This window comes from Bradyrhizobium genosp. A, assembly GCF_049949275.1.
GTDB lineage: Bacteria > Pseudomonadota > Alphaproteobacteria > Rhizobiales > Xanthobacteraceae > Bradyrhizobium.
This window is the reverse complement of the sequence record NZ_CP188196.1, coordinates 3,492,118-3,515,792: the sequence shown is the minus strand read 5'-3', so window position 1 is coordinate 3,515,792 and position 23,675 is coordinate 3,492,118. Positions and strand designations below refer to the sequence as shown.

The window sequence follows — 23,675 nt, the reverse complement described above, 5'->3', positions numbered from 1 at the left end:
GTGACGAAGGTTTGAGCTTTGTCCAGCTAGGGCCAATTTGAGACATTGTGGCCTGCTTCTCGCGCTGCGCGCATCTGATCTGTGGCCCCCAGCTTGAAGCTGAAACCTCAAGATCTCTGCACCGCCGTTTCAGGCTCAGCCTGAAGTTTCTCGCCACGGCTGAAGATCAGGTCCTAACCTAGAAGCTCATTCGGATTATCGTGACAGGCAAGCCAAAAGCGATCTGAGTGTTGTAGCCCCGTATTGCGTCCGCTATTGGCGTCTTTTGACCTGTGCCGGCGGCTACGCCGGAAAGCGTCGAAATTGTTACTTCAATCGATTTTCTGGTCCCGCCTTGAACTTGTCAAAAATCCGGTACCGTCGCATAATTGTCGAATACGTTCGACGTGATCCACCGTTTGTTGATCAAGGCGCAGCGTGGACGATCAGGTACAAAAATATAACTACAGTTACGCCATTTCCGCTGTCAGCAACGGCAGCTTCGGTGTCGGCTCGAATTTCGCCTTCGACGCCTATCAGCGCGAGCTTTACAACCAACTTAATACTGCCTTGCAAAAGCAGGCTAACTTGCTGCGCGCCCGTGGCGGCATTACAGAGAGTGAAATCTGGGCGCTCATCGACCAACGCAATCTCATCCTAGGTGAGGCACGCAACAAGCTGAGCCCTTTCGGCCGACTGTATTCTGAGATCCTGAAGCCGTCGACGAACCTGCCGAGTTACGAAAAGCTCCTGGCGCAAAAGGGCTCGATCGAGGCGATTGTCGAAAGCGTCGGCAAAACACGTGCAGTGGTGAACAGGCTCAGCATCGTCATGAAGATCGGCGGCCGCGCGGGTGTCGTGCTGCAGGTCGCCGTCTCGGCGGTGGTAGTTGCACAGGCGTCACCGGACCAACGCGGGCGGGTGGTCGCGGGTCAGCTCGGCGCGGTCGGCGGCAGCGCGTTGTTCGGATGGGGCGGTGCATGGGCCGGCTGCGCCACCGCCGCCGCGCTGGCGTCTCCATCGCTAGCCATTCCGATCGTTGGAGAAGCGACGGAAGGCGGTGCCTGTTTGGTGGGCGGCCTCATCGGCGGTTTCGCCCTCGGCGCCGCAGGCGGCGCGGCCGGCGAACAGGCTGGCGAAGCTGTCTACCAATATGTCACACGGATACGCTGGACTCAGATATGAACCTTGTCGATTCCATCAATCGTCTGTTTCTGAAGCGATTACGGCGGTCGAGGTCGCAGATTTCGGTCGCAGGAGACAGGCTCGCGGTTGACGACGTGGCAATTCCACTGCCGAGCCTTGCGGGAGCAGTCGCCTTCAACGCCGATGTCTATGCCGGCGTGGTCGCAGCACTAGCGTTGTCTTTCAGTGACGGGCGAACTTACACGGTGACCCAAGAGGATGCCTGCTGGAATGACCTCGTTGCCGCCCTTGACCGGTTGAAACTCACCGGCTCGCCGTCGAGTGACTGGCTAATCGCCCTCGCTGCCGGCGATCAGAATACCCACCCCATCATATTGCGCAGGAATCCAGGCACTATTCGCTGAAGGAGCGCGGCTCCGCCTAGCAGATGCGCTTCCATAAGATGCCTTCGCTCGGGTAGTCTTCGTCGACCCTCATCAAGCGTTGCCACAACCCGGGACGCGAGAACGCCGCCTTCGAGATGACATTCAAGCCTTCGCAAAGTCACCGAACATCTTCGACGCGATCGCTCCCGATATGCCAGGATTGAACCTTTCATCAGCTGGCGGTCACCAATCAAGTGGACCGCGTGCCCGCCCGCCGGTTTTGGCGGCTCAGGCCCTTGAATCCTCCACTTTTGGCCGCGTTGGCCCTCGCATTTTGCCGGGAGATTTCAATGACCATCCTGCTCAGAACCGACGGAGACAACTATGCCCACCAGATTTGGGCGCAGGAACAAGCGGCCTCCTGTGCGGTGGCGAGCATCTGGATGGCTCGCAACCAAGCGAGACAGCAGAGCGTGAATGAAACCGAATGGGACGTTGCCTGGTCGATCTACAAGGACATCGTTGCCCCGCTGTCGATGGCCTCGGCATCGGAACCCGCTCCGAGAAGCTTCAACCCAGGCAGCTATCAGAGCAACCAGCTTTCTATGGGTAACATGTTTTCTAACTTCGGCACCTTCATGCCGCAGGTGGCAGCCAAACTCAGACTGGACGGACTGAAGGTTAACGTCTCAGCGTCACCAACCGTCGACAAGACGAAATTGTCGGACATGACGCCTGCGATTGTCTTGCTCGGGTGGTACAACGGAGGAAAGCGCAACGGTGGCCATTTCATCGTGGCTTCTCGCGTCAATCGCGCAGGACAGGTCGTCTACCTCGATCCATGGGGCGGCAAACTCGTCGAAATGGGAACGGGGCCCGGCTATCAATCAACCGGCCGCTTTGAGCAGATCGCCTATATCTCAGCCTGAGCCGGCTTCAGCTTTGCTGCGCGGATCAGCGGGCGCACCCACGACGCTGGACCATTGCTTAAGCGAAGGCCAGCTGCTCCCGCGAAGAAGGCGGGGGAGCAGCTTCGCTCGCTCGCGTGGCTGGCTCAGCGTTTGCGCGACTTGGCCTTGGACTCGGCTTTCGTCATGGTCTTTTTCTTAGCTGTCTTCTTGAGTGAGACGCGGCTTTTTCTCGCAGAGGCTCTCTCACCACCGGTGGGCTTGGTCTCCAACCTGAGAGCGGCAAAATCGGCCTCGATCTGGTTGGTAAGACTCTGCAACCCGTAGAGCAGGTTGAACATCACCGGATCGGCTTCGGCCGATACGTGACGAGAGGCCTCCTTAAAGTTCTCACGTGCAATCATGTAACCGGCGCTCATCTGCCGCTCCCTCCGCTGTTGTGATCTCGATTCGGGCTCCGAATGCCTCTTAAGTCCAAGCGTAGGCGAAGTCACCGTTCTCGATCGTCACCTTGGCTTCCTTCAGTTCCTCGCCCACAAGTGAGCGCTTAAGGAATTCGCGCGACATGGCCGGAAGCAACGTGTTGTTGATGACGTTATCGATCATGCGGCCGCCGGAATCCGGGTCATTGCACATCGACACGATGTGGTCGACGACGGCTTGATCGTACTCGAACGCCGCCGAGTGATTGTCGCGAACGCGGCGGCCGATTCGGTCCAAAGCAAGCCGGATGATACCCGCGAGCATTTCCCCGGATAGCGGATAGTAGGGAATCGAAACCATTCGCCCGAGCAAGGCCGGCGGAAACACTTGAAGCAGATCCGCTCGGAGCTCCTTGGCCAACGCCTCAGCATCTTCGCGATATTTTGGATCGGCCGACAACTCCATGATTCGATCGGTACCCACGTTCGTGGTTAGGACGATCAACGTATTCTTGAAATCGATCCGACGGCCGTTGCCATCGTCCATGAAGCCCTTGTCGAAGACCTGGAAGAACAATTCGTGCACGTCAGGATGCGCCTTCTCGACCTCGTCGAGCAGAATCACACAGTATGGCTTGCGCCGGACGGCTTCCGTGAGTCGACCACCTTCCCCAAATCCGACATAGCCGGGAGGGGCCCCCTTTAGCGACGAGACAGTGTGAGCCTCCTGAAATTCGGACATGTTGATCGTAATCATGTTCTGCTCGCCGCCATAGAGCGCCTCGGCGAGCGCCAGCGCAGTCTCGGTTTTGCCGACGCCCGAAGGTCCACACAGCATGAAGACGCCAATCGGCTTGTTGGGATTGTCAAGCTTGGCCCGGTTCGTCTCGATGCGCTTGGCGATGATTGCCAGACCGTGGGACTGTCCGATGACGCGCCTGTTGAGAATCTCCGGCAGCTTGAGGACGTTTTCGATTTCATCCTTTACCATGCGTCCGACCGGAATGCCGGTCCAGTCCGACACCACGGACGCAACGATATGCTCGTCGACATGCGCGTAGACCATGCGCTTTTCAGGGCCTCGCCGTTCTAGCGTGTCGAATAGCTCGCGCAACTGCTTACGGATTTCCTCTTTATCGACCGGCTCCGATGGAGCCGCCGGTTCGCTCGTGCTGTTGCCAGCTGGCTTCTTACCCTCTGGCCCAGGCGGCTCGAGCTTCTGGCGAAGACCGCGAATGTCCTCCACCAGTTTCTTTTCCGTAGCCCATTCGGCGTCGAGCGCCGAATGCTGCAGCTTCTTTTCTGCAATTTCAGTGTCGATCATATCGATACGCTCCTGTCCCTTGACGCCAAGATCGCTATCGCTGACCAGCGCAGCCCTTTCGTTCTCCAACGAGATGATCGCGGATGTCTTGTCCTCGATACTCGCCGGTATGGCGCTCTGGCTAATCGACACACGGGCCGAAGCCGTATCGAGCAGGCTCACGGCTTTGTCGGGTAGCTGCCGAGACGGGATATATCGGTTCGACAGATTGACGGCCGCGACGATGGCGGCATCGGAGATGCGGACATTATGGTGCTTTTCCATCGGCGCAAGAATGCCGCGCAGCATGTCGCAGCACTTCTGTACGTCAGGCTCGCCGATCTGGATCGGCTGGAAGCGCCGAGTTAGCGCCGGATCCTTTTCAATGTACTGCCGATATTCGGACCATGTCGTGGCCGCAATGGTGCGCAGGGTTCCACGAGCCAAGGCCGGCTTGAGAAGGTTGGCGGCGTCACCAGTGCCGGCCGAACCGCCGGCGCCGATCAGCGTATGGGCCTCATCGATGAAGAGAATGATCGGGGTCGGTGATTGCTGCACCTCGTCAATTACCGAACGCAGGCGCTGCTCGAATTCCCCTTTCATGGACGCACCAGCCTGCATCAGGCCGATGTCGAGCGCGCAAAGCTTGACATTCCGCATCGACGGCGGCACTTGGCCACTTGCGATCCTCTGCGCGAAACCTTCGACCACGGCGGTCTTGCCCACGCCAGCTTCACCGGTAAGGATCGGATTGTTCTGCCGACGACGCATCAAAACATCGATGATCTGTCGCACCTCCTCGTCGCGCCCCAGGATCGTATCCATCTCGCCGGAGCGTGCCTTGGCGGTGAGATCTTGCGAGAAGCGATCGAGTGCCGTCGTGCCCTTCGCGGTGGCGGCAGCTTCAGCTCCGGGCGTGCCAGCGCCCAACAGCCCCGAGCCATCCACGGGTCGCAGCGTTTCTTCTTCCGAGTTTGCCCAGATCTTGCGGTATTCCCGGGTCAATTCATCGCGGGAGATCTTGCCGAATTCCGGCGAGACATTAGTGAAAGCACGCGCGAGCTCACGCGACTGAAGTGCGCCGACCAGCACATGGCCAGTTCTGATCTGGGCTTCTCCGAAGAACAGAGTGGCGTAGTGCCAGCCGCGATCGAGCAGATCGATCAACGTGTTCGAGACTGTCGGCATCTCCGTTTCGTTTTTGCGAAAGCTGTTCGCGACGCTGTTAACGTCCTTGAGGAGCTTGGCCCGATCTATCCGAAAGTGATCAGCGGTCAGTCCGAGATCGGTGTTCTCGGCCTGCAGAATGTGGACGAGCCAGTGTGCTAGCTCGACGTTCCTGTTGCCCGAGGCCTTTGCCTGTCGCATGGCCCTGAAAAAGGCCTCGTAACCAACCCGATTGAGCTTACCTGCTACGGCTTCTAGGCTAATATCAACCATTGCTGCCCCCTCGCCCGTTCTCCTGCTTGCTTTTCTGTTCGCGCTTTTGTCTCAATCGCTCAGATGGATGGAAACGGGCATCCCGCCGGTATTCATCACTCGATGACCAGTTCGGCGCCATCCAGCTCGTCCAACCAATCTGCCCGGATTTTCCCAGTCGCATTGGTGCAACTGCGCCGGCGTGGATCGCAAGCTCGGCGTCCCATTCGAGCTGCTCGCCGATGTAAAAGAACACGAGATCGACCAGCGGCTCGCAGAGATCGCCGCTTGGGAGAAAGCGCGCGTATTGATCGAGACTGTTTGCGAACACCCTGATGCGGATTTTGTCCTGGACGCTGAAGATTGCCTTGCCGAGGAGGACATCCCGCCCGAGGACGGCGTGCGTCGATCCGAGCATCGTCTGCCCGGAGCCCTCCAGTTGCAACCAAGTCCCGACGAACTCGTCGATTTCAACTTCGACCCCGAACAATCCGCGGATCGCCGCGGCGAGCCGTGATGCCGACTTCGCCTGCGCGCCAAGCAATCCCGCATAGCCCAGCTTGACCGCATCGGGAATGCTATCGAGGTCTCGATAGGGCGCTGACCCGACGCCGATCGCAGAACCCATATAGGCTATGAAGCGGTCGAGTTCGGGACGATCGTGTTGGACGATTGGACGCGAATCCGCCCAGGCACGGAAGAACAGCTGAAGAAAGCGGTGGTTGAAGATATCGAGGAACCGCGGGAAGGCATCGTCCTGCGCGATTACATAGTGATAAGCCTCTTCCGTCGTGGCGAGCGGCAGTGCGCCTTGCGGGCCGAGCAAGCCGAGGAACTTGAAGAACAGCTTGATCGGCTTGCCGGTGCTTTCTTCGGCCCGGGCAAGGTTGGATGCCGGAAAATCCATAAACGGGTCCTGCCCCAGATGGGCGAACTCCTCCTGTCTGACCGCGCTGTCGCCGATGCGCGGCTTGTCCGCATTGTTTCGCTCAAGATGCCTTAGCACTGTGAAGTAATCGAATCGCCAAGGCTCCTCTTGCATGTTGCGGAGGAAATTCATGGCTGTTTCGTCCATTTTCAAAGCGGCCTTCGGCTACCCATCCGGGGCGGCCAGCGCATCACTTCGCCACGCTCCACGGATTGGATGACAGTTTGTGTGAAATGATTGAAACCTGAGTATTCCGCGAAAAACCGATCGAGCACTGCCCCAAGCAGGAATATGCCCGCTCCCTCGAAAGCTTTCTCGTCGATCGTGACGGTGATCTCGATCCCGCGCGCCGCTCCCATACCGGCACGCTCGCGAATGCGGCGGATGATCGGTTTGCTGTCGACATTGCGAACGGCGCGTATTCGCCGCTCCGTGACCGTATCACTCATTTCCGCGAACATCGCCAGTGTTTCTCGCAACGCCTGAGCGTTGCGGCCGGCTCCCCGCTCGACCAGGCCGAGGTGATTGGTGCTGAGCAAGTTCACCAGACGCCAAGTAATGGTACCCGTATGCACCGTTTCGCTGCGGCTCCGCAGGTGCGCAACAATTGGTTCGCGCGGCGGCGTCGGGCCAGCCACGCAAACGAGCGCGAGATTGAAGTCGTCTACCAAGCGAAAGTCCGCCCCGCCGGCGCCAGTTGGGAGATGTTCGGTTAGATGCCGGTTCGAACACAAGGCGCGTGCGCTCAACTCGGCAACTGCCGAAATGTCGTCTGTCCCGCCAAGTTCACTGAGTGAGATAAACATGTCAGTGCCGACATAGTCTGACGATACTCCAACTCGCTTTTCTTCGACGGTCCGGCGTCGCGGCAGCCTCCGAGTGGTGAAGGACAGGCGCGCAGCCCGCCGCGGGGCGTCGAGCGACGCGGCATACAACGGCTGAACCGGGACCTTTTCTTGCGCACCCGGAAAATGGGCATACACGTCAAGCAGGCGATGGGGTTCAAAGTCGAGGTAGTGACTGCGATCGGGAACCACGTGGTATTCGTGCTGATTCGATTTAAGCGCGATACGGTCTATGGTCTTCTCGAACAAATTGATGGCCGGCGCAGCATACATTGCGAACATGTCGCCTCCCACCGCTGCCGCGAGACGGGTATTGACCTCATCAAAGGCGAAGAGGATGTCGACCGTCTTGGCCTTCAGCTTTGGCATCACTTGGCCAAGACCTGTGAGATTAAATCCGAGAAACTTGCGCGGGAACACGAAGAACTCGCGCAAGAGATCGAAGCCCTCGAAAATGCGTGAGTCATTCGGAAGCAATGAATCCGCGCGGTCGAAGCCAACCTGCTGCAGGGAATTAACTGGCGCGCGATGAACGACGGGATCGCCATACTCGTCGAGCAAGCGGAAGTAGACACCCCTGCAATGGCCAAAGAGCTGTTCGTAAAGCGCAATCGAATCGGCCTCGGATCCTGCGAGATAGAATGGCAGGTTGGTGGTCCTGCATCCCGCGAACTGCATCTCGGGCTTGGTCAACGCCTCGGCCTCAGATGGCTCGTTCTCCTTCTGCGTGGAGGCGCGATGCGTCAGGGTCAGACGCATGCCTGCCAGGACGTCTCCGCCGACGGAGACACCAAGCGCCTGTAATGGTCCAGGAGAGGGGAAATACTCTGCACTGACGAGTTCGAAGGGCCAAACCACGATGTCGCTGCACAAACGATAGCGGCAGGCGATCGGACGACCGAGTTGCCGAAAGCTGGCATCGAGATAGGATCCGCGCGGGATTGAGCGGCCCTCACGCAGCGCCTTCTCGCCGAATGCGGGCATGACTTTGGCCAACAAGGCTGATGGAGTCGGCGCTAAGTAGTGCGGGACCAATTGCTCGAGGAGGTTACTAGTGAATTCGGGAAATTCATGTTTCAGCTTGAGCTGAACACGTGCGGCAAGAAACGCCGCGCCTTCGAGCAGGCCGCCAATCATGGGATCGATGCGCTCGTCCATGAGACCACCGAGCCGCTCAGCTATGCCGGGATACTCCCCAGCGAACTCCTTCGCCTGCTCTTTCAGCAATTGAAGTTCCCGATTATACAGATCGAGAAATTCACGGTTCATCAGAGTTCACAAGCGCTTGATGAAGATCTTGCCGGTGTCGATCACGTCGGCAATGAATTCAACCGGAACGTTGACGGGATCGCAGGTCAGATCGGCGCGCACAATGAACCGTACCCTGAGTTCGGCCGCATCGACGCTCATGTCGCGCTCGACCTGGACGGTGGCCTTTGCAAGGCGCGGCTCATAAGTCATGATCGCGGCCTTGATCTCGTTTGGAATTTCGGACAGCCCCGACTCATCGATCGTTCGATGCGACACATCTGGAATTCCGAAATTGAGGATTGATTTCCGGACGAGAGGAAAGTCCTTCAAATCGATGGTCGATTCCATCGCGACAGTATTGAGTAAGGCATCGAGATCTCGCGACACCTCCTGCCTTAGCACGCTCTCGGTGACCACCTGGCGTGCGCGCAAGCGACGGCTCGCCAGGATGCGTTCCCCTGCTTCGTTGCGAATGTCCAACGCAATTTTGGCGTCCTTCGCCTGATTGGCAGCACGAAAGACATGCATAAGCGGCGGGCTAAGTCGAGTCTTGCTGCTTACCTCGGGCATAGTTCACCAACGCTCTACGACCAAAGTAAGCTTCAAGAGTTCAGCCCCGAATTCAGTTTCACGTCGCCTTTGACGTCTGGATATTGAAGCCGAAGTCTGTGCTGCCACCCGCGGCGCCGGCGTCCTGCTGCAGCTTGTAGGACTGCTTGAATTCAGCGAAAGCGAACGACACCATTTCATGGAGCGCCTGATCCGATCCGCTACCGCTCCATTGCACGCTGGTCACCACCAAGTCGGTGAAATCTACCTTAAAAAAGACTACGCGCGAGTCACCATCGAGCTTGAGACACTCCAGGTTCCCGCTGGCGATGTGCTTGCCGGTATTGCTGGCCTTAAAAAGATTAACTGAAGCCTTATCCATGTGCTTCGCAATATTGAAGCTGGACACGTCGGCCTGCGTTGCCTGACCGCCCTGAGCGATCGAGAACGAAGCCGGATTGCTTACCCCCCAAGAGAGGCTTTCCACTTCGATCCAGTCCTGATGGTCTTGGTCGAGAGACTCGCCATCAATACCATCGAGCTTAAGATACATATTGGTAGATGCCATCGTCATTACCCCTTTGTGTGCGTGAACTTTTCACGCAAAGATTAGTCTTACTCCTCCGAGAGAGGGTTCACGCTATTTCGCAACTGGCAACCGCGAAACGAGGCGAAGCCCAATGTCCATGCCTTCCAATTGGAAATGCGGACGCAACTCGAACGTTGCGGAGTAGTACCCCGGGTTCTCCTCGTTCGGCACAATCGTGATCTTCGCGCCAGCGAGCGGCCGCCTGCATTTGGTCGCTTCCGTTGAGTTCTTCGGATCACCGTCGACATATTCGCTGATCCAGTTGGTGAGCCACTTCTCCAGCTGCTCCGTTTCGTAGTAGGAGCCGACCTTGTCGCGGACCATCACCTTTAGATAGTGGGCAAAGCGGCAGCACGCGAACATGTAAGGCAGGCGCGAGGCTAAATTGCTCGACGCGGTCGCCTCCACGTTGTTCTGATAGGCTTTGGGTTTGAACAGAGACTGCGCGCCGATAAACGCGGCACGGTCGGTATTCTTGCGGTGAATGAGCGGGATAAGTCCGGATTTGGCCAACTCCGCCTCGCGGCGATCGCTGATCGCGATCTCGGTGGGACATTTGAGATCGACGCCGCCATCGTCAGTCGGGAACGTGTGAGCCGGCAGATTGTCAACCTCGCCGCCTGACTGCACGCCGCGGATGCGGGCACACCAGCCATATTCTTTGAAGGCGCGATTGACGTTGGCGGCCATCGCGTAGGCCGCGTTCATCCAGCCGTACTTTTCACCCTTATGCCCGTCGGTGTCTTCCTCGAACGCAAACTCCTCTACCGGCTCCGTCTTGGCACCATATGGCAGACGCGCTAAAACGCGCGGCATGCACAGGCCCATATATTTGGCGTCGTCGGAATCGCGCAGCGATTTCCAGGCCGCATATTCGGGGGTGTCGAACAGCTTGCTGAGATCACGCGGATTCATCAGCTCGTTCCAGGAGTCCATGCCCATGAGGGTGGAGTCCGCAGCGGCAAAGAACGGCGCGTGGGCCGCCGCCGCGATTTTGCTGAGATCACGCATCAGCTGCACGTCGGTGGGTAGGTGGCTAAAATAGTAGTCGCCCACAAGACAGCCATAAGGCTGGCCGCCGAGCTGTCCGAACTCCTCTTCGTAGATCTTCTTGAAGAGCGGGCTCTGGTCCCAGGCAGCGTTCGGATACTGCCGCAGATGGCGGTAGAGCTCGCTCTTACCCACATTCATCACGCGGATCTTGAGCATGGCATCCGTCTCGGACTGGAACACCATGTATTTCAGTCCGCGCCAGGCGCTCTCAATCTGCTGAAACTCCGGGGCATGCATGATCGCGTTCATCTGCGCCGAGAGCTTCTTGTCGAGCTGGGCGATCATTTCCTCGATCGTATCTAGAACATCCGATTTGATCAGGCTGGAGTCGCCGAGCGCTTGCTCGACCAGCGTCTTGACGGCATTCTCGACTTCAGTCGCGGCACGTTCGGTACGTGGCTTGAAGCTTTGCTTCAGCATATTCGAGAACTCGTCGCCCTCGGTCGTTTGCGCGAGTGCTTCTTGAGGTGCCTGAGCGGTCTCTGCAGCCATGACAGCTCTCTCCGATTTCGAGTTTAAAGGAACCAGAGCGGCTTTAAGTGCCGCTCTCGTCATTGTTGCTGGATTGGATTGACCGATTCTTCAGCGCGGCCATCATCTGCGGATCCGACAGCAGTTTTCGCAGAGTAGCTTCTGCATCAACCTTGCCGTCCATATAGCGCGCAAGGTTTGCAAGCTGCTGCCGCGCTTGGAGGAGCTTCGCGACCGCCGGCACTTGGCGCGCAACGGCGGCAGGCTCGAAGTCGGCCATCTTATTGAAGCGCAGGTTGACGCCCATCTTCTCACCGGACTCGTCGGAGAGCTTGTTCTCGACGCGGAAGCTGACACCGGGCTGGATCGCTGCCATGCGCGAATCCAGGTTGTCCATGTCAAAGTCGAGGAATTTCCGATTGGCGATTTCCTCTTTCTCCACGCCCGGAGTGTTGCCGGAAAGGTCGGCCATCACGCCCATGACGAACGGGATTTCGACCTTCTCCTCCGCATTCGCGGGATTTTCATAGGTGATGTGGACGCGTGGTGGACGATTTCGCTTAATAAACTTTTGACCGCTGTCTCGCGCCATATGTCTTTTCCTTTACGAAGGAACTACCTAATCAAATAATGCGATTAAAGGGGGCTTTTCACCGTTCGTCAACTCTCAGTCGAATCCCACTAAGGCGGCCTCAAAACTTTGATCAAGCGAACGTCTTACTTGTCGGTCCCGACATTCTTAAGCGCCGCTTTAGGCAAAACGTCGCGGAGCACGGCCATGAAATCTCGTTCCGCCAGCGCACGCGCACGATCACAGATCATGGGTACCGGGCTGGCCGGCTCAGAGTGGCGGAAGTAGCTTTGGACCTGTTCGATCAAAGCAATCGCCTGCGAGCGCGTCCGGACATCATAACGAGGAGTGGTTGCACCGGCCTCAGGCGCTACGGCAGCCAGCTCGGCGCCGGACAGCCCGCTCACCTGCGGCAGGCTGCCCAATTTGCCGACTGGAAGTTCGAAAACTTGGTCGCCACCGATCTGAAAGGCGGCCTTCTCCATATGCCCGGGAACGAGGATGCCGATCACCTCGATGAAAGATTTGCCAATGAGCTGATGTGCCTGGCGTACCAGTGGCAGGATCGGGCTCGAAGGCTCGCGCTGGCTGTAATACTCCGATACGGCCGCCAACGCCTCGCGTGCCGCTGCGAGCGACGTCGGCGCGCCCATTGCGACAGGCCTGCTGACGCCTCTCTCCTGCCGAGCTCCTCCCGCATCGTCCGCAGCGCCAGGCTCCGCCTCATTCTGGGCGGGGCTTTCGACCTCGAGTGCAGCGGGATCGACAAATCCCTGTATCTTCTCGATCAGGGCCGGGAGGGTCTCGAAGCCTGCGGAGGTTCCGTGCACCGCAAAGGCCTCGCGAATGCGATTAACGGCGACCTTCAGCATGCCGATGCACTTGCGCGTGGCCGCGAGTGCGGTCTGATCGGCATCGCCTCTGGCCTCGAGCAGAGCGGCGGGCGCCACTTTGGACTCACCGCCACGCGGCTTGACCTCGCCTTTCGCGATCATCGAGGTGCGATAGCTCACCGTGTTAATGCGGCGCGCCTCAAACAAAGGCGCATATTGCAGCGGGAATACTACAGTGGCTGCATCGAGATCGCCGATCGCGAACATTCTGGCGGACGCATCATCTCCCTGGCAACGTGGGTGAACTTGATCCCAATACGATTCGAGCAGCAACGCCGCGGCCGCAACACTTGTAACAAATCCAGCAAGGTCTTTGTCCAGAATCTGGAGTCGCGCCTGCAAAATAAGCAACCGAATATCCCGGGTGCGCTGCAGCAGGGGCTTGATCAGCTCACGCTGCCCCTTCAAGTCGACCGTTGTGCGGTCAAACGGCTTGCCGTCCTCCGCCGAAAAAAAAGAGGCTGGCAGGATGAGCTCTGCCTGAGCGAAGAAATTGAGATAACCGGGATCGCCTTCGGCATCGAGATCCGGACCGCAGGGGTCGGCTCCGGCAAGCGGCGCAGTGAGCGCTGCGACCACCGGATCGGAGGCAAGCACATCGAGAATCAATGCGGACGGCGGTAGCGGCGGCGGCTCAACGCCGACGGCGTTCTGATCGACGATGCTTTGGTCAGCATGAAGCACTGCAGTGGCCCATGGATGCGAAGCCCGGACTATAACTCATTTTTATGAATTCCACGCCAAAATTTATTCTGTCCCATATCGGCTGCCGAATAGATCCTTTCTGTCGCCGTCCATGGCTAATGCGCTTTACGTCCGAATTCGCCTTTGCTCTATTCTGGACTATGTCGCTCCAGCTGCCTGTTAAGTTCAATGTCGAACTCACGACATCAGGGTCGATCATCTGTCGTGTGAGCAGGAGACAGGCTCACTAGATGGGAGGGTATCGATCGCATGTGTGACGCCACTTCACGCAAATCCCGTCACGCGGTGCAGCGATGACGCTTCGGATCGGGACCAGAGACGACTTCGCTCGCGTCCGTGAGTGGCTCGATCGGCTCGATTTCAGCGAAGAATCGATCGTCGATCTTCTGCGCCTCCCCAATATGAGTCGGCTGCCCGATGCGAACTCCTCGAACATCACGGGTGGCACACCCGCTTTGCGAGCGGCAATGGCACTTTTCATTGACGGTAGCACCGTGCCCACGGCTCTGATCGAGTCGGTATGTGACGCGGCGACACTGGCTTCGTTGAGAGTCCTCGATCTCGTCCGCGATTCGCCCGAAGGCGGAGTGACCTGCCCGGTCTGGCTCTATCCGACCGACGGGTTTTGCGTGGCCTCGGATCGCCAGCTTCGGCCAGATGCGGAAGGCTCCGGCGAACTTGTCTTTCCTGCCCACGACTCAGGCACCCTGCACCTGCTGAAGCTGCTGCCAGACGCGCGCGCTGGTCACGCACTCGATCTGTGCGCGGGGACCGGTATCGGAGCGCTCCATCTGGTGCGCGCCGGAATGAGCGCCACATCACTCGATATCACCGCTCGATCCGCGCATTTCGCCGACTTCAATGCGCAGCTCAACGGCCTTCGGATCGAGAGCCTGCGCGGCGATCTCTTTGCTCCGGTCGAGGGGCGCGCATTCGACCTGATCTGCGCCCATCCGCCATGGGTGCCCTCCCTCGGCGACGGAGCCGTGTTTCGGGAAGGCGGCAACATCGGGGAGGAACTCGTGGCCCGTCTGGTAGCCGACCTGCCGCACCACTTGCAGCCGGGCGGCACTGCCATTCTGATGTGCATGGGCCGGGATGGCCGCGACGCGAGCTTCGAACAGCGTCTCCGCGGCTGGCTAGGCGAGGCCGGGGCCACCTTCGACATCATGGTCGGTGTGATGCGCACGATGTCGATCGACGAATTTACCGGCTCCCTGCAAAGGCTTCACTTCCGGGGCGACGGAGACAAGGCCGAACGCCTGGCTCAACGCTTCCGGGACCTTCAAACCGAGAAATTCATATACGGCGCGACCTTTATTCGGCGGACAGGAACACCCGTGAGGGAACCGCCGCTGCGGGTGCGAATGACGGGCGCGGCAACGAATGCCGATTTTGAGCGCATCTTGGCGTGGCGGACATTTCGACGGAGACCTGCCTTTGCAGACTGGTTGTTAGCCACAAGACCGCGGCTGCCGTCCGGCCTGACGATGACGATGCAGCACATCGTCCGCGACGGTCGCATGGTGCCCGATAACGCCCGGTTCGTCAGCAGCGGGGCGCTGTCAACCACGATTCAGCTCGACGTTTGGACAACGCAATTGCTGTCACAGTTCGACGGCCAGCTGACCTCCATCGACGCATTCAAGGCCGCCGAACGGAGCGGCGGGCTTCCGGCCGAATGCACGTGGCCGATTCTCGCTGATCTCATCGGCCAAATGGCCGAGCGCGGCATCGTCGTGGTTGATGGGCCTGACGGACAGCCGAACCCGGGATCATGACCGGCAGAACAAGGTGCTCGCGGGCACTATATGCTTGAGGCAAGTAAAGCCGCCCATCTCGCAACACTCGGGTGCGCCGATGTGGTATTAGAATGGTCAATTCCGAGAAAAGGGGGGCTGCATGAGTCTGAAACTTCCTGACAAAATCCCTGTGGCCGCGGAGACGTATGAGGCGCTTCTTAGGCTCGGTAGTCCATGGCCGCTTGATCCGAAATTGCAATCTCTGGTTATTGTCACCAATGATGTGAGTGATCCCTGCATGGTATGGGCTTCGCCAAAGCTCACGACCTATCGGGCGGTTTGGAGTAAAGCTGCCGGGGGCGGATTTGTGGAGCACGCCAGCGAATGGGGAGACAATGTCGATATTGACCACGTATTCCCGCGAAGCTGGGCTAATTTGTCTGGTAGCAATGTAAATTATGTACGGCTTTTTCCAGTGTGGGCAGAGATAAACCGCCAGGCTGGTGGTGGGCGAGAAAAGAATGCCCTCAGAGTCGGAGTGTCGGCGCCACGGACGCGAGGTATCATCTTTGCGCAAGAACTGCAGGTTTTGAAAATCCTCGGGCATGAGGTCGGCACAGTGTCCGATCCCGTCGAGATTTTCGGCAGCAAGCGCAGGAGTTAGATTCTGCGCTGGTGTTTCCGCCCGAAGGCGGTCTCTGTAATTCTTGTTGGAGCCGAAGATCGGGCTGCGTTGCAGCGCACATTCAGTTCATGCGTTACGTCGTGACAGCAACCGTTCCGTTCCTGGAAATTTATTGAGCGGGTGCTTGGGGAAGAAATCCTTTGGGGTCAGCGTTCGACCGAGCCGCTCTTCAAGGCAGCCGATACACAGGCAGCCACCCTTCGGCTCCATGTCTACGGCTTTCCAGACCTCTGGCGTCACCATGTAGACTTCCGTCATATGGTCTACGTACGGCTTTGGGACCGCCCAAGGGTAGGCCATAGCCTGTTCCATCTGTTCTCGGTCCAAGCAACCGGGCGCCGTGTTGAACCCACAGTCGACGCACGCCCAGCTTTCGGTCGCTAACCCTCGCAAATCCGGCTTCATGGTTCTGGAGCTTTACCACAGCGGGTGCGCCGGGGCTAGACTAAGAGCAGCGGACGCCGCATCAGTTCCTGTCCTGCCGATTGCCGTCGGCACCGTTTCAAAGGACGGCCCCTGATGACGGCCCTTCCCGGGGTTTGGCAACTGGCTTGAACCCTGCGGGGCCGGCGTTCGACTACTGTCAGTCAGCATTCATATTCGAGGGACCTCAGTTTTGGTGTTGCGCAAGACGGAGCTGCTGGCAAACTGGGTTGCATCTTGCACGACGGCCTTCGTCATTCGATTTGTAGGCATCAGGGGGCATTCAGCGTGGACGAAAAAACAGGGGCAAAGGTCATTGCAGTCGCCCAGAGCCTAGTTGGCAGCCATTATATCCACGGCGCCTACGGCTCGACGCCTGGACTCAATGACGGTTGTCCGTGCCGGCCCGGCGGTGTCGGACTCATTGCAGACGAGAAGCATCTCGATCCCAAGGTCAAGCTGGACAAGACGTCGAGCCTTGCCGTCAATGCGGCAACGACGACGATCCAACACCAGAGGGATAAGCCGCCAACATATTCGGTTTGCGCCGGTAATTACGATGCTCCGCTGGCCCCCAAATACCCCGGAAACAAGCTCCCATCCGACACCGATCCAGACCTCATCGCCTATCTAGATTCGCTCAAAGGAAAACCGCCTTCGACTTGGCCGAACAAGGCGCAGTACTTCACGCCACGCCGGACGTTCGGACCAGGGCAAAATGGCGGCGATGGCAACGGCCTGCTGGTTTGGGCCGAATCCTGCAAGGACAAGAAGCATTTCGATTGCGTTGGGTTCATCGGCTATTGCTATTGGAAGGCGAGCGGAAAGATCGTCCAGCTCGAAATCAGCGACTGGCGTGACCCCAACAAGGTCGGGCAAGTGTATCTGCTCAAGGATGGCTGGAAAGAGAATAGCAAGGAAAAAGAGGAGAAGTACAAAGCTACAATCGGGCGGAAGCCAGCCGACGTCATGGATGGCGACATCTTGATCAAGGATGATCACCACATCGCCTTCGTCGGCAAGAACAAGGTCATTTACGAAGCCCAGGACTCGCAATATGGCGTCTGCGCTACTCCCGGCTTCGATCTCGCTACCTCAGGGAATACGTGGACACACCTCGTACGCGTGGTGACCAAGGATACTCCCGAACTCGAGTGGCCGATGGGCTGGTGGCGCGTCTGGGACGGCGGCCTCTGGTACTACTATCTGGGTCCCGACAATGTTGCGACTTCGAGCAGAAAGGGTCCGGTCTACGACACGATCAAGCCACCCATGGAGCCGAGAAACAAGGGCACGTGGTTTTACACGGCGCCCAAGACACTCGTGATTACGTGGAAGAAGGTTCCGGGCGCAAAGGAAGAAGCGATCGAAACGTTCTGGAACGCGGAAAAAGATAGCAAGCAGATCAACGCAACGTCGACCCTGTACACGCCACTGGTCGCCAACTGGATGAAGTAAGCATCGGGCTCGCGTGCGTCTCTCCATTCAGCGCGTAACCCTCTCGTCTCACAGTGCTCTCCCTTGCGAAACTCCGGAGCAGTCGCACTCCTCTGGATGGGCTACGAAGGGAGCGCTCACTATGGCTTCGGCGACCGGGTAGCCGGCGGGCCAACTCGCAGCCTCCTGTTTATTTCGCTCCGACACTTCTCGTAGCCTGCCGCGATTACTGAACCAAATGCGCGCAATTCCACACTTATCCCCTAAGGCATATCAGGAAGGAGCCGGTCTCCAATGGGCAATTTAACGCAGGACGGCCGTGTCGGCCAACTCACTACCCCTCTTGGCAAGGACGTCCTTGTCTTGCGACAATTCATGGGAACCGAAGGATTGGGCGAGCTGTTCGAGTTCGAGGTGGACGCGCTCAGCGAGCAGGAAAATCTGGACTTCGATCAGGCGCTTGGGAAATCCTGCACGGTCAAGTTTAACGCCTACAAGGGCAAAGACCGCTTTTTCGACGGCATCCTGACCCGCGCGCAATGGATCGAAAAGGTCGAGGACTTCTTTCACTATAGGCTGACGCTGCGCCCGTGGTTTCATCTTCTCGACTACAAGGCCGACTGCCGGATCTTCCTGGAAAAGAACGTCAAGGACATCATCCAGGAGGTGTTCACCAAGGCCGGCTTTACGGATTTCGAGTTCAAGACGACGTCCGACTACGACACCATCCCCTATTGCGTTCAATATCGCGAAACCGACTACGCGTTCTGCTCGCGGCTGATGGAGCAGTATGGGATCTACTATTTCTTCAAGCATTCGGCAGGCAAACACACGCTGGTACTGGCGGACTCGCATTCTTCCCACGAGACAAATCCCGACGTGGCGACGCTACCCTACCTTCCCTTGATCGATTATGCCCTGCACGAGAGTCAGCTGCTGGGGACCTGGATCCTGGAGCGCCGCTTCCGAACCGGAAAGATCCAATTTAACGATTACGACTATCTGAAGCCCAACAAGAAACTGCTGGCACCCAATGAGGCGGCCGAGAACTACGCTCATTCCAAGCTCGAAATCTACGATTACCCCGGAAAATATGACGACGAGGACAAGGGTAAGAAGTTCTCGAAGTTTCGTCTGGAGGCAGAACAGTCGTACGATCATCGCCGTTACGTCGAAGGAGATGCCGCCTCACTCTTTGCCGGCACGCTGCTCACGGCCGAGCGGCATCCCATAGGCGGAGAAAATCGCGAATTCCTGGTCGTCCGCGCGTCGCACCGGTTCGGCGTGCAATCCTATCGCACGATTAACGCGGGCGGGGGCTCAGAGCCCCAAGCCTATTATGGCTCCTACGAGTTTCTTCCCAGCGACAAGCCCTTCCGGAATTTGCCGCACACACCGCGGCCCCGGATCTACGGCATCCAGACTGCGAAGGTCGTGGGCAAGAAGGGCGAGGAAAGCGAAGAGATCTCGACGGACGAGAACGCGCATATCTGGGTACAGTTCTATTGGGATCGCGAGCCGAAGAAATCCTGCCCGGTCCGGGTCGCTCACGTATGGTCCGGAAAGAAATGGGGCACGCAGTTCATCCCGCGCATCGGAATGGAAGTCGTTGTTGATTTCCTCGAGGGCGATCCCGACCGCCCCCTGGTCACAGGTTGCGTCTACAACGGCGACAACAAGGTCCCCTACGACTTGCCCGACAACAAAACCCAGTCCGGGACGAAGTCGGAATCCTCCAAGGGCGACCACGGCTACAACGAGTTTATGTTCGAGGACAAGAAGGGCGGCGAATTCATCCGCATGCATGCCCAGGCCGATCATCTGGTCACGATCAATGCGAACCAGACCGGCTCGGTCGGCGCACTTGATAATCCGGACGCACCCGCAATGGGCGGTGACCAAAGCTGGATCGTTGGCGGAAATCGAAACTGGAAGATTCAGAAGGGCGACGACAATGTTCTGCTCGAGATGGGGAGCCAGTCGATCAAGGTCGAGATTGGGCAACAAAACGTGGAAACGGCGTTGGGAATCACGCTGACCGTCGCTATGGGTGTCAGCAGCATTTCGATCACGCCTGCGAGCATCTCGATGACATCCCCGGTGATCAACCTCACAGGCGAAGCGGCGATCAATCTTATGGCGCCCGCCGTCACCATCGGAGCGGTACTCACTACGCCATCACTGGTCGCCGGTGCTGCGGTGATTGGCGGTATTCCGATCTAGCGGCCATAAGTCGGGCGGCTCGCTTTGCGGCCAGGGCGCTCCCAGTTGACAGAACGGGGCGGGGATTATGGGATGGTGACCGCTCTTCGGTCGCCGATTAGGGGGTCTTCGATGTCCTTTGTCCGCTTCGCGACGACCCAGGCCTTGTTTGAGGCCTTCCCGGACCTGTCGCGGACCATCAAAGTCGAACCGACCGAGCAGCCGCCGATCGACTTCGTGAGATCGCTGGTTACAGCCGGCAAACTTCCCGAGGCGGTGGCGTTTTGCGCGCATCTCCTGCCACGGCGGGAAGCCGTGTGGTGGGCATGCGTGAGCGCGCGCACTCTGACGGAGGAGATTGCGAGGACTCGTCCGCCGGGATTGCTCGTCGCAGAAGCCTGGGTATTCCAGCCCGACACAGAAAACCGCCAGCGCGCGCTCGACATTGGAGAGCGGAGCGATGAAAACGATCCGACGACCTGGCTTGCGCGGGCTGCCGCGTGGTCCGGTGGGACTCAGACCATCGGCGGCCAAGCCGCGCCGATGCCACCGTATATGACCGCGCGCGCCAGCCGCATCGCTATCCTGTTGAGCGCGAGCAGAATCAGAAGCCACGAGCGCACCCCTCGCTTGCGCACCTGCATCGCCGAAGCCATCAAGCTCGCCCAGCAGGGTATTGGGTGAGATGGAGTTCCAGCTGGCGCCGGTCTCGCCGGCGCCCCGCATGCCCGCCTTGCATGCCATAGGGAATGGACCTACCTTGCTCGCAGATCATAGAGGTATCGACTTTTTTCCATTGCCTGATTGCGCCCCACGAATACGGTCATGTCGCTGACGCTGAAAGTTGAGAACCAGACGAGCCTGCCAGACGGTGGGCCTCTCAGCGTGACCATCCAGGGCAAGGGCGGCATCGACATCGGCCGCGACGCGTATCTTGATTGGACCTTGCCGGATCCCAGCCGTACCGTTTCGGGACGGCACTGTGAGATCAGGTGGCGCGACAACAGCTATTGGCTGCATGACACCTCAAGCAACGGCACTTTCCTGATGGGTGCCGAAACGCGCCTACCCGTTCCGTATCGCATTCGCGACGGCGATCGCTTCGTCATTGGCCACTACCTCGTGAGCGCATCCATTCAGGGCGGGGCAGCCGACGCTGCTGCTGCGGTCGGGGAATTGAAGCCGAGCTATGACGACATCTGGCAGGCCGTCGGTGAGGTCGCACAGCCGATCAACCCGAAACATCTCAAGTCGCGGCGCGAGCTCGGACCGGCCAAGGCTGATTTCCTCGAATGGGCGATCGACGTTCCGGCACAGGCGCCCTCCATGCGCTCGTCGCACTTTGAGGCGAAGTCTGCCCCTGCGCTCGACGACATGGGTTGGGCGGAAGGTGGCGGGAGGGCGCCGCCGCCCGCCCCTGCCGCACCTGCCATGCCCGACCCGCGGCGGCCGATCTGGGCTGATGAGGCTCCCGCCCCTGAGGCATTCGAGCCGAGCCCTTCGGTGGTCCGGCCAGCACCTGCCCGTCCCGCCGCCCCGCCGACACCGGAAACGCCTTGGCCGGAAATGCCTGCACCGGTCCCGGCGCCTCGCGTCGGCGCAGCGCCTGAGCCGCCCGTGTGGCGCCCTCTGGCGCCCGCTGCCATAGCAGGCAGTACGCCACGTGAATCCGGATCGAACGATTTCGTCCGCATCTTTGCACGCGCAGCCGGCCTGCCGGAGAACGCACTCGCCGGCTGCGACGCCGGGTTGCTCGCAGAGGAAATTGGCGCGTTGCTGCGCGTGATCACGGAGCATTGCCAGCAGCTGCTGCAAGATCGCCAGCAGGCCAAACGGATGGCTCGCACGTCCGATCACACCACCGTCCAGGCGCTTGCCAATAACCCCCTGAAGTTCGCGCCGACCGCTGAAGACGCCTTGCGGCTCATGCTCGGAAAACCGAGCCGGAGCTATCTCGATGCCGGTGGCGCTTTCAAGCAAAGTTTCGAGAACCTGAAGTCGCATCAGGTTCAGACTTACCGGGCTATGCAACATGCGCTGAGGGATCTTCTCGCCGAGTTCGATCCAGCCGAGATCGAGAAGAGCACCGACGCCGGCGGCGGCCTGGTGGATTTGTTCGGATCGCGCAAGACGCAGCTCTGGGACGCCTATCTCTTGCAATGGAAGGTGCGCAGCCAGGGAAGGCGAGACGCTATGCTGAGCGCCTTCATGAACTACTTCGCCGAGCACTATGACGGCTAGGCCAAACGACCGGACTCCCATTCGTCACGTTCGACGCGCGCAATCTGCTCGAATGGCCAAGGGTAATGACGGGAGGGCCCTGACAATGCTACACACAGACGTTGCGGAGATTGCAGCTCCCCATGACAAGGGAATTCGTTAATGGCGCTTCGCCTGACGATCGAAAACCTTTCGACCTTGCCTGATGGTGGGCCGATTTCCTTTACGATGGAGGGCAACCGGCCGGTCGATATCGGACGGGATAAGCACGTCGATTGGACCCTACCGGACCCAACTCGCTACATCTCAGGCAAGCATTGCGAGATTCATTATCGCGACAACGGCTATTGGCTCCAGGACGTCTCAACCAATGGCACCTTTCTCAGCGGGTCCGATCACAGGGTTCGCAGCCCACATCAGCTCAGGGATGGCGACCGCCTGATTATCGGTCACTACATGATCGCTGTGGCGATCGAACGGGATTCCCTCGCGACAGAAAGTCCGTATGCAGGCTCCGCTGTCGTTCAAACGTCGGTTTCCGACGTTTGGGGAATTGAACGCGAGTTTCCCGAGCCCAACACCGGCCCACAGCTTGCTGACCGGCTTTCACAGCCAGCGGCCCCGCCAGCGCCGACCATGGATTGGACTGGCGGCGGATCGGTCGAGGACCTCGCGCCGGCACGTCCGACGCCACCCCGGTCGCCGGGCGATCGCGGCGCAGCCAACCCCCTGACGTGGGGCGATGATCAATCGCAGGCAGCGCCTTCCCCACAGCCGGCCAAGCCTGCGCGGCCTCCCGCGCCTAGAGAGGAGGATACGCAGCGAGAGAGTGTGAACCCATTCATTGCGCCCCGCGCCGCCACCGAACCGGCGGCAAAGGCGGCTGAAACGCCGACGACACCGCCCAACGCGCCTTCTCCGCCGAACCTTTCAACCATCACGGCGACCAATATAGAGGCGCGCGATGGTGGCCAGGCCTTTGCGCGCCGGATCGCCACAGGTGCATCCCTGCCCGACGATTTTTTCGACGGCCGAGATCCCGAGCAGCTGACCCAGCAGATCGGACAGCTCATCCGTCTTTCGGTGGAAAACGTGATGGCGCTGCTCCAGGCCCGCAATGAAGCCAAGCGCATGACGCGCAGCACGTCACAGACCACAGTTCAGGCCACGGAGAACAACGCCCTGAAGTTCGCACCGTCCGCCGAAGACGCCATGAAAATCATGTTTGGCCCGAAATCGCGAACCTATTTGGATGCGCGAACCGCCTTCGATCAAGGTTTCAGGGATTTGAAATCGCATCAGCAGCAGACCTACGCGGCCATGCAGCATGCAATTTCGGTCCTGTCGGCCGAACTCGACCCGGCGAATATCGAAAAGAACGCTCGTGAACATGCGAGTACACTGGATACGCTCAGGTCCCATAAGGGCCGTCTCTGGGACACGCACGTCGCCCGATGGAAGGCAGGATTCGGACGAGAGCCCGGCGCGGCGGTCGAACAGTTCATGCAGTACTTCGGCGAATATTATGATGGGAAGCAAGATGGGGATCCACGATGATCCAGCGGATGC

General features: G+C 59.0%; 19 protein-coding genes. 10 read left to right on the top strand and 9 right to left on the bottom strand.

Going from position 1 to position 23,675, the window contains the following annotated elements:
* Positions 1-417 precede the first annotated feature (417 nt).
* From ACP2YP_RS16135 to ACP2YP_RS16125, 3 genes are all read left to right on the top strand, one after another.
* A complete protein-coding gene (locus ACP2YP_RS16135; RefSeq protein WP_426425279.1) occupies positions 418-1,164 on the top strand; it encodes a hypothetical protein in 747 nt (248 codons plus the stop codon).
* Positions 1,161-1,529: a hypothetical protein gene (locus ACP2YP_RS16130; protein WP_426425278.1), complete on the top strand. Its 369-nt coding sequence runs from the start codon at positions 1,161-1,163 to the stop codon at positions 1,527-1,529. Before ACP2YP_RS16135 ends, ACP2YP_RS16130 begins: the two co-directional genes overlap by 4 nt.
* A gap of 311 nt (positions 1,530-1,840) precedes the next feature.
* The gene (locus ACP2YP_RS16125; protein ID WP_426425277.1) at positions 1,841-2,419 is read left to right on the top strand and encodes a hypothetical protein; all 579 of its coding nucleotides are present in this window, start codon (positions 1,841-1,843) and stop codon (positions 2,417-2,419) included.
* 125 nt (positions 2,420-2,544) lie between these two features.
* Here the strand turns inward: ACP2YP_RS16125 and ACP2YP_RS16120 are convergent, their stop codons facing one another.
* The 9 genes from ACP2YP_RS16120 to ACP2YP_RS16080 all read right to left on the bottom strand — a co-directional run bounded on the left by ACP2YP_RS16120 (position 2,545) and on the right by ACP2YP_RS16080 (position 13,376).
* Positions 2,545-2,817 carry a hypothetical protein gene (locus ACP2YP_RS16120; RefSeq protein ID WP_426425276.1) on the bottom strand — a complete coding sequence of 91 codons (273 nt, stop codon included), beginning with the start codon at positions 2,815-2,817 and terminating at the stop codon, positions 2,545-2,547.
* A gap of 49 nt (positions 2,818-2,866) precedes the next feature.
* Positions 2,867-5,563: a type VI secretion system ATPase TssH gene (gene tssH, locus ACP2YP_RS16115; RefSeq protein WP_426425275.1), complete on the bottom strand. Its 2,697-nt coding sequence runs from the start codon at positions 5,561-5,563 to the stop codon at positions 2,867-2,869.
* Positions 5,556-6,602, bottom strand: a complete 1,047-nt coding sequence (gene tssG / locus ACP2YP_RS16110) for a type VI secretion system baseplate subunit TssG (protein ID WP_426425273.1) — start codon at positions 6,600-6,602, stop codon at positions 5,556-5,558. The genes tssH and tssG overlap by 8 nt, the downstream gene beginning before the upstream one ends.
* Before the next feature lie 17 nt (positions 6,603-6,619).
* On the bottom strand, positions 6,620-8,584 hold the full coding sequence (gene tssF / locus ACP2YP_RS16105) for a type VI secretion system baseplate subunit TssF (RefSeq protein ID WP_426425272.1): 1,965 nt from the start codon (positions 8,582-8,584) through the stop codon (positions 6,620-6,622).
* Between the two features lie 6 nt (positions 8,585-8,590).
* On the bottom strand, positions 8,591-9,136 hold the full coding sequence (tssE, locus tag ACP2YP_RS16100) for a type VI secretion system baseplate subunit TssE (protein WP_426425271.1): 546 nt from the start codon (positions 9,134-9,136) through the stop codon (positions 8,591-8,593).
* A 58-nt stretch (positions 9,137-9,194) separates the two neighbouring features.
* Complete coding sequence (locus ACP2YP_RS16095) at positions 9,195-9,683, bottom strand: Hcp family type VI secretion system effector (RefSeq protein WP_426425270.1); 489 nt, start codon at positions 9,681-9,683, stop codon at positions 9,195-9,197.
* Positions 9,684-9,755: 72 nt separating this feature from the next.
* A complete protein-coding gene (tssC, locus tag ACP2YP_RS16090; RefSeq protein WP_426426167.1) occupies positions 9,756-11,249 on the bottom strand; it encodes a type VI secretion system contractile sheath large subunit in 1,494 nt (497 codons plus the stop codon).
* Positions 11,250-11,292: 43 nt separating this feature from the next.
* The gene (gene tssB / locus ACP2YP_RS16085; RefSeq protein ID WP_426425269.1) at positions 11,293-11,820 is read right to left on the bottom strand and encodes a type VI secretion system contractile sheath small subunit; all 528 of its coding nucleotides are present in this window, start codon (positions 11,818-11,820) and stop codon (positions 11,293-11,295) included.
* 125 nt (positions 11,821-11,945) lie between these two features.
* Positions 11,946-13,376 carry an ImpA family type VI secretion system protein gene (locus tag ACP2YP_RS16080; RefSeq protein ID WP_426425268.1) on the bottom strand — a complete coding sequence of 477 codons (1,431 nt, stop codon included), beginning with the start codon at positions 13,374-13,376 and terminating at the stop codon, positions 11,946-11,948.
* A gap of 314 nt (positions 13,377-13,690) precedes the next feature.
* Between ACP2YP_RS16080 and ACP2YP_RS16075 the strand changes: the two genes are divergently transcribed.
* The 7 genes from ACP2YP_RS16075 (at position 13,691) to tagH (ACP2YP_RS16045) (ending at position 23,663) form a co-directional block, all read left to right on the top strand.
* On the top strand, positions 13,691-15,178 hold the full coding sequence (locus ACP2YP_RS16075; RefSeq protein ID WP_426425267.1) for a methyltransferase: 1,488 nt from the start codon (positions 13,691-13,693) through the stop codon (positions 15,176-15,178).
* Between the two features lie 121 nt (positions 15,179-15,299).
* Positions 15,300-15,803 (top strand): hypothetical protein, encoded by a 504-nt coding sequence (locus ACP2YP_RS16070; protein ID WP_426425266.1) that lies wholly within the window; start codon positions 15,300-15,302, stop codon positions 15,801-15,803.
* 732 nt (positions 15,804-16,535) lie between these two features.
* Positions 16,536-17,705, top strand: a complete 1,170-nt coding sequence (locus ACP2YP_RS16065; RefSeq protein ID WP_426425265.1) for a hypothetical protein — start codon at positions 16,536-16,538, stop codon at positions 17,703-17,705.
* A 273-nt stretch (positions 17,706-17,978) separates the two neighbouring features.
* Positions 17,979-19,907, top strand: a complete 1,929-nt coding sequence (locus tag ACP2YP_RS16060; RefSeq protein WP_426425264.1) for a type VI secretion system Vgr family protein — start codon at positions 17,979-17,981, stop codon at positions 19,905-19,907.
* Positions 19,908-20,018: 111 nt separating this feature from the next.
* Entirely contained in the window at positions 20,019-20,570 is a 552-nt protein-coding gene (locus ACP2YP_RS16055) for a DUF6931 family protein (protein ID WP_426425263.1), read from the top strand.
* A 141-nt stretch (positions 20,571-20,711) separates the two neighbouring features.
* Positions 20,712-22,127, top strand: a complete 1,416-nt coding sequence (tagH, locus tag ACP2YP_RS16050) for a type VI secretion system-associated FHA domain protein TagH (RefSeq protein ID WP_426425262.1) — start codon at positions 20,712-20,714, stop codon at positions 22,125-22,127.
* 141 nt (positions 22,128-22,268) lie between these two features.
* Complete coding sequence (gene tagH, locus ACP2YP_RS16045; RefSeq protein ID WP_426425260.1) at positions 22,269-23,663, top strand: type VI secretion system-associated FHA domain protein TagH; 1,395 nt, start codon at positions 22,269-22,271, stop codon at positions 23,661-23,663.
* The last annotated feature ends 12 nt before the right edge of the window (positions 23,664-23,675 follow it).

Coding starts and splice junctions, on each gene's coding strand:
- ACP2YP_RS16120 (WP_426425276.1), bottom strand. CDS start 2,817: ATGAGCGCCGGTTACATGATTGCACGTGAGAACTTTAAGGAGGCCTCT.
- tssC (WP_426426167.1), bottom strand. CDS start 11,249: ATGGCTGCAGAGACCGCTCAGGCACCTCAAGAAGCACTCGCGCAAACG.
- tssB (WP_426425269.1), bottom strand. CDS start 11,820: ATGGCGCGAGACAGCGGTCAAAAGTTTATTAAGCGAAATCGTCCACCA.
- tssH (WP_426425275.1), bottom strand. CDS start 5,563: ATGGTTGATATTAGCCTAGAAGCCGTAGCAGGTAAGCTCAATCGGGTT.
- ACP2YP_RS16055 (WP_426425263.1), top strand. CDS start 20,019: ATGTCCTTTGTCCGCTTCGCGACGACCCAGGCCTTGTTTGAGGCCTTC.
- tagH (WP_426425260.1), top strand. CDS start 22,269: ATGGCGCTTCGCCTGACGATCGAAAACCTTTCGACCTTGCCTGATGGT.
- ACP2YP_RS16075 (WP_426425267.1), top strand. CDS start 13,691: ATGACGCTTCGGATCGGGACCAGAGACGACTTCGCTCGCGTCCGTGAG.
- tagH (WP_426425262.1), top strand. CDS start 20,712: ATGTCGCTGACGCTGAAAGTTGAGAACCAGACGAGCCTGCCAGACGGT.
- ACP2YP_RS16130 (WP_426425278.1), top strand. CDS start 1,161: ATGAACCTTGTCGATTCCATCAATCGTCTGTTTCTGAAGCGATTACGG.
- tssE (WP_426425271.1), bottom strand. CDS start 9,136: ATGCCCGAGGTAAGCAGCAAGACTCGACTTAGCCCGCCGCTTATGCAT.
- ACP2YP_RS16095 (WP_426425270.1), bottom strand. CDS start 9,683: ATGGCATCTACCAATATGTATCTTAAGCTCGATGGTATTGATGGCGAG.
- ACP2YP_RS16060 (WP_426425264.1), top strand. CDS start 17,979: ATGGGCAATTTAACGCAGGACGGCCGTGTCGGCCAACTCACTACCCCT.
- ACP2YP_RS16070 (WP_426425266.1), top strand. CDS start 15,300: ATGAGTCTGAAACTTCCTGACAAAATCCCTGTGGCCGCGGAGACGTAT.
- ACP2YP_RS16125 (WP_426425277.1), top strand. CDS start 1,841: ATGACCATCCTGCTCAGAACCGACGGAGACAACTATGCCCACCAGATT.
- tssG (WP_426425273.1), bottom strand. CDS start 6,602: ATGAATTTCCTCCGCAACATGCAAGAGGAGCCTTGGCGATTCGATTAC.
- tssF (WP_426425272.1), bottom strand. CDS start 8,584: ATGAACCGTGAATTTCTCGATCTGTATAATCGGGAACTTCAATTGCTG.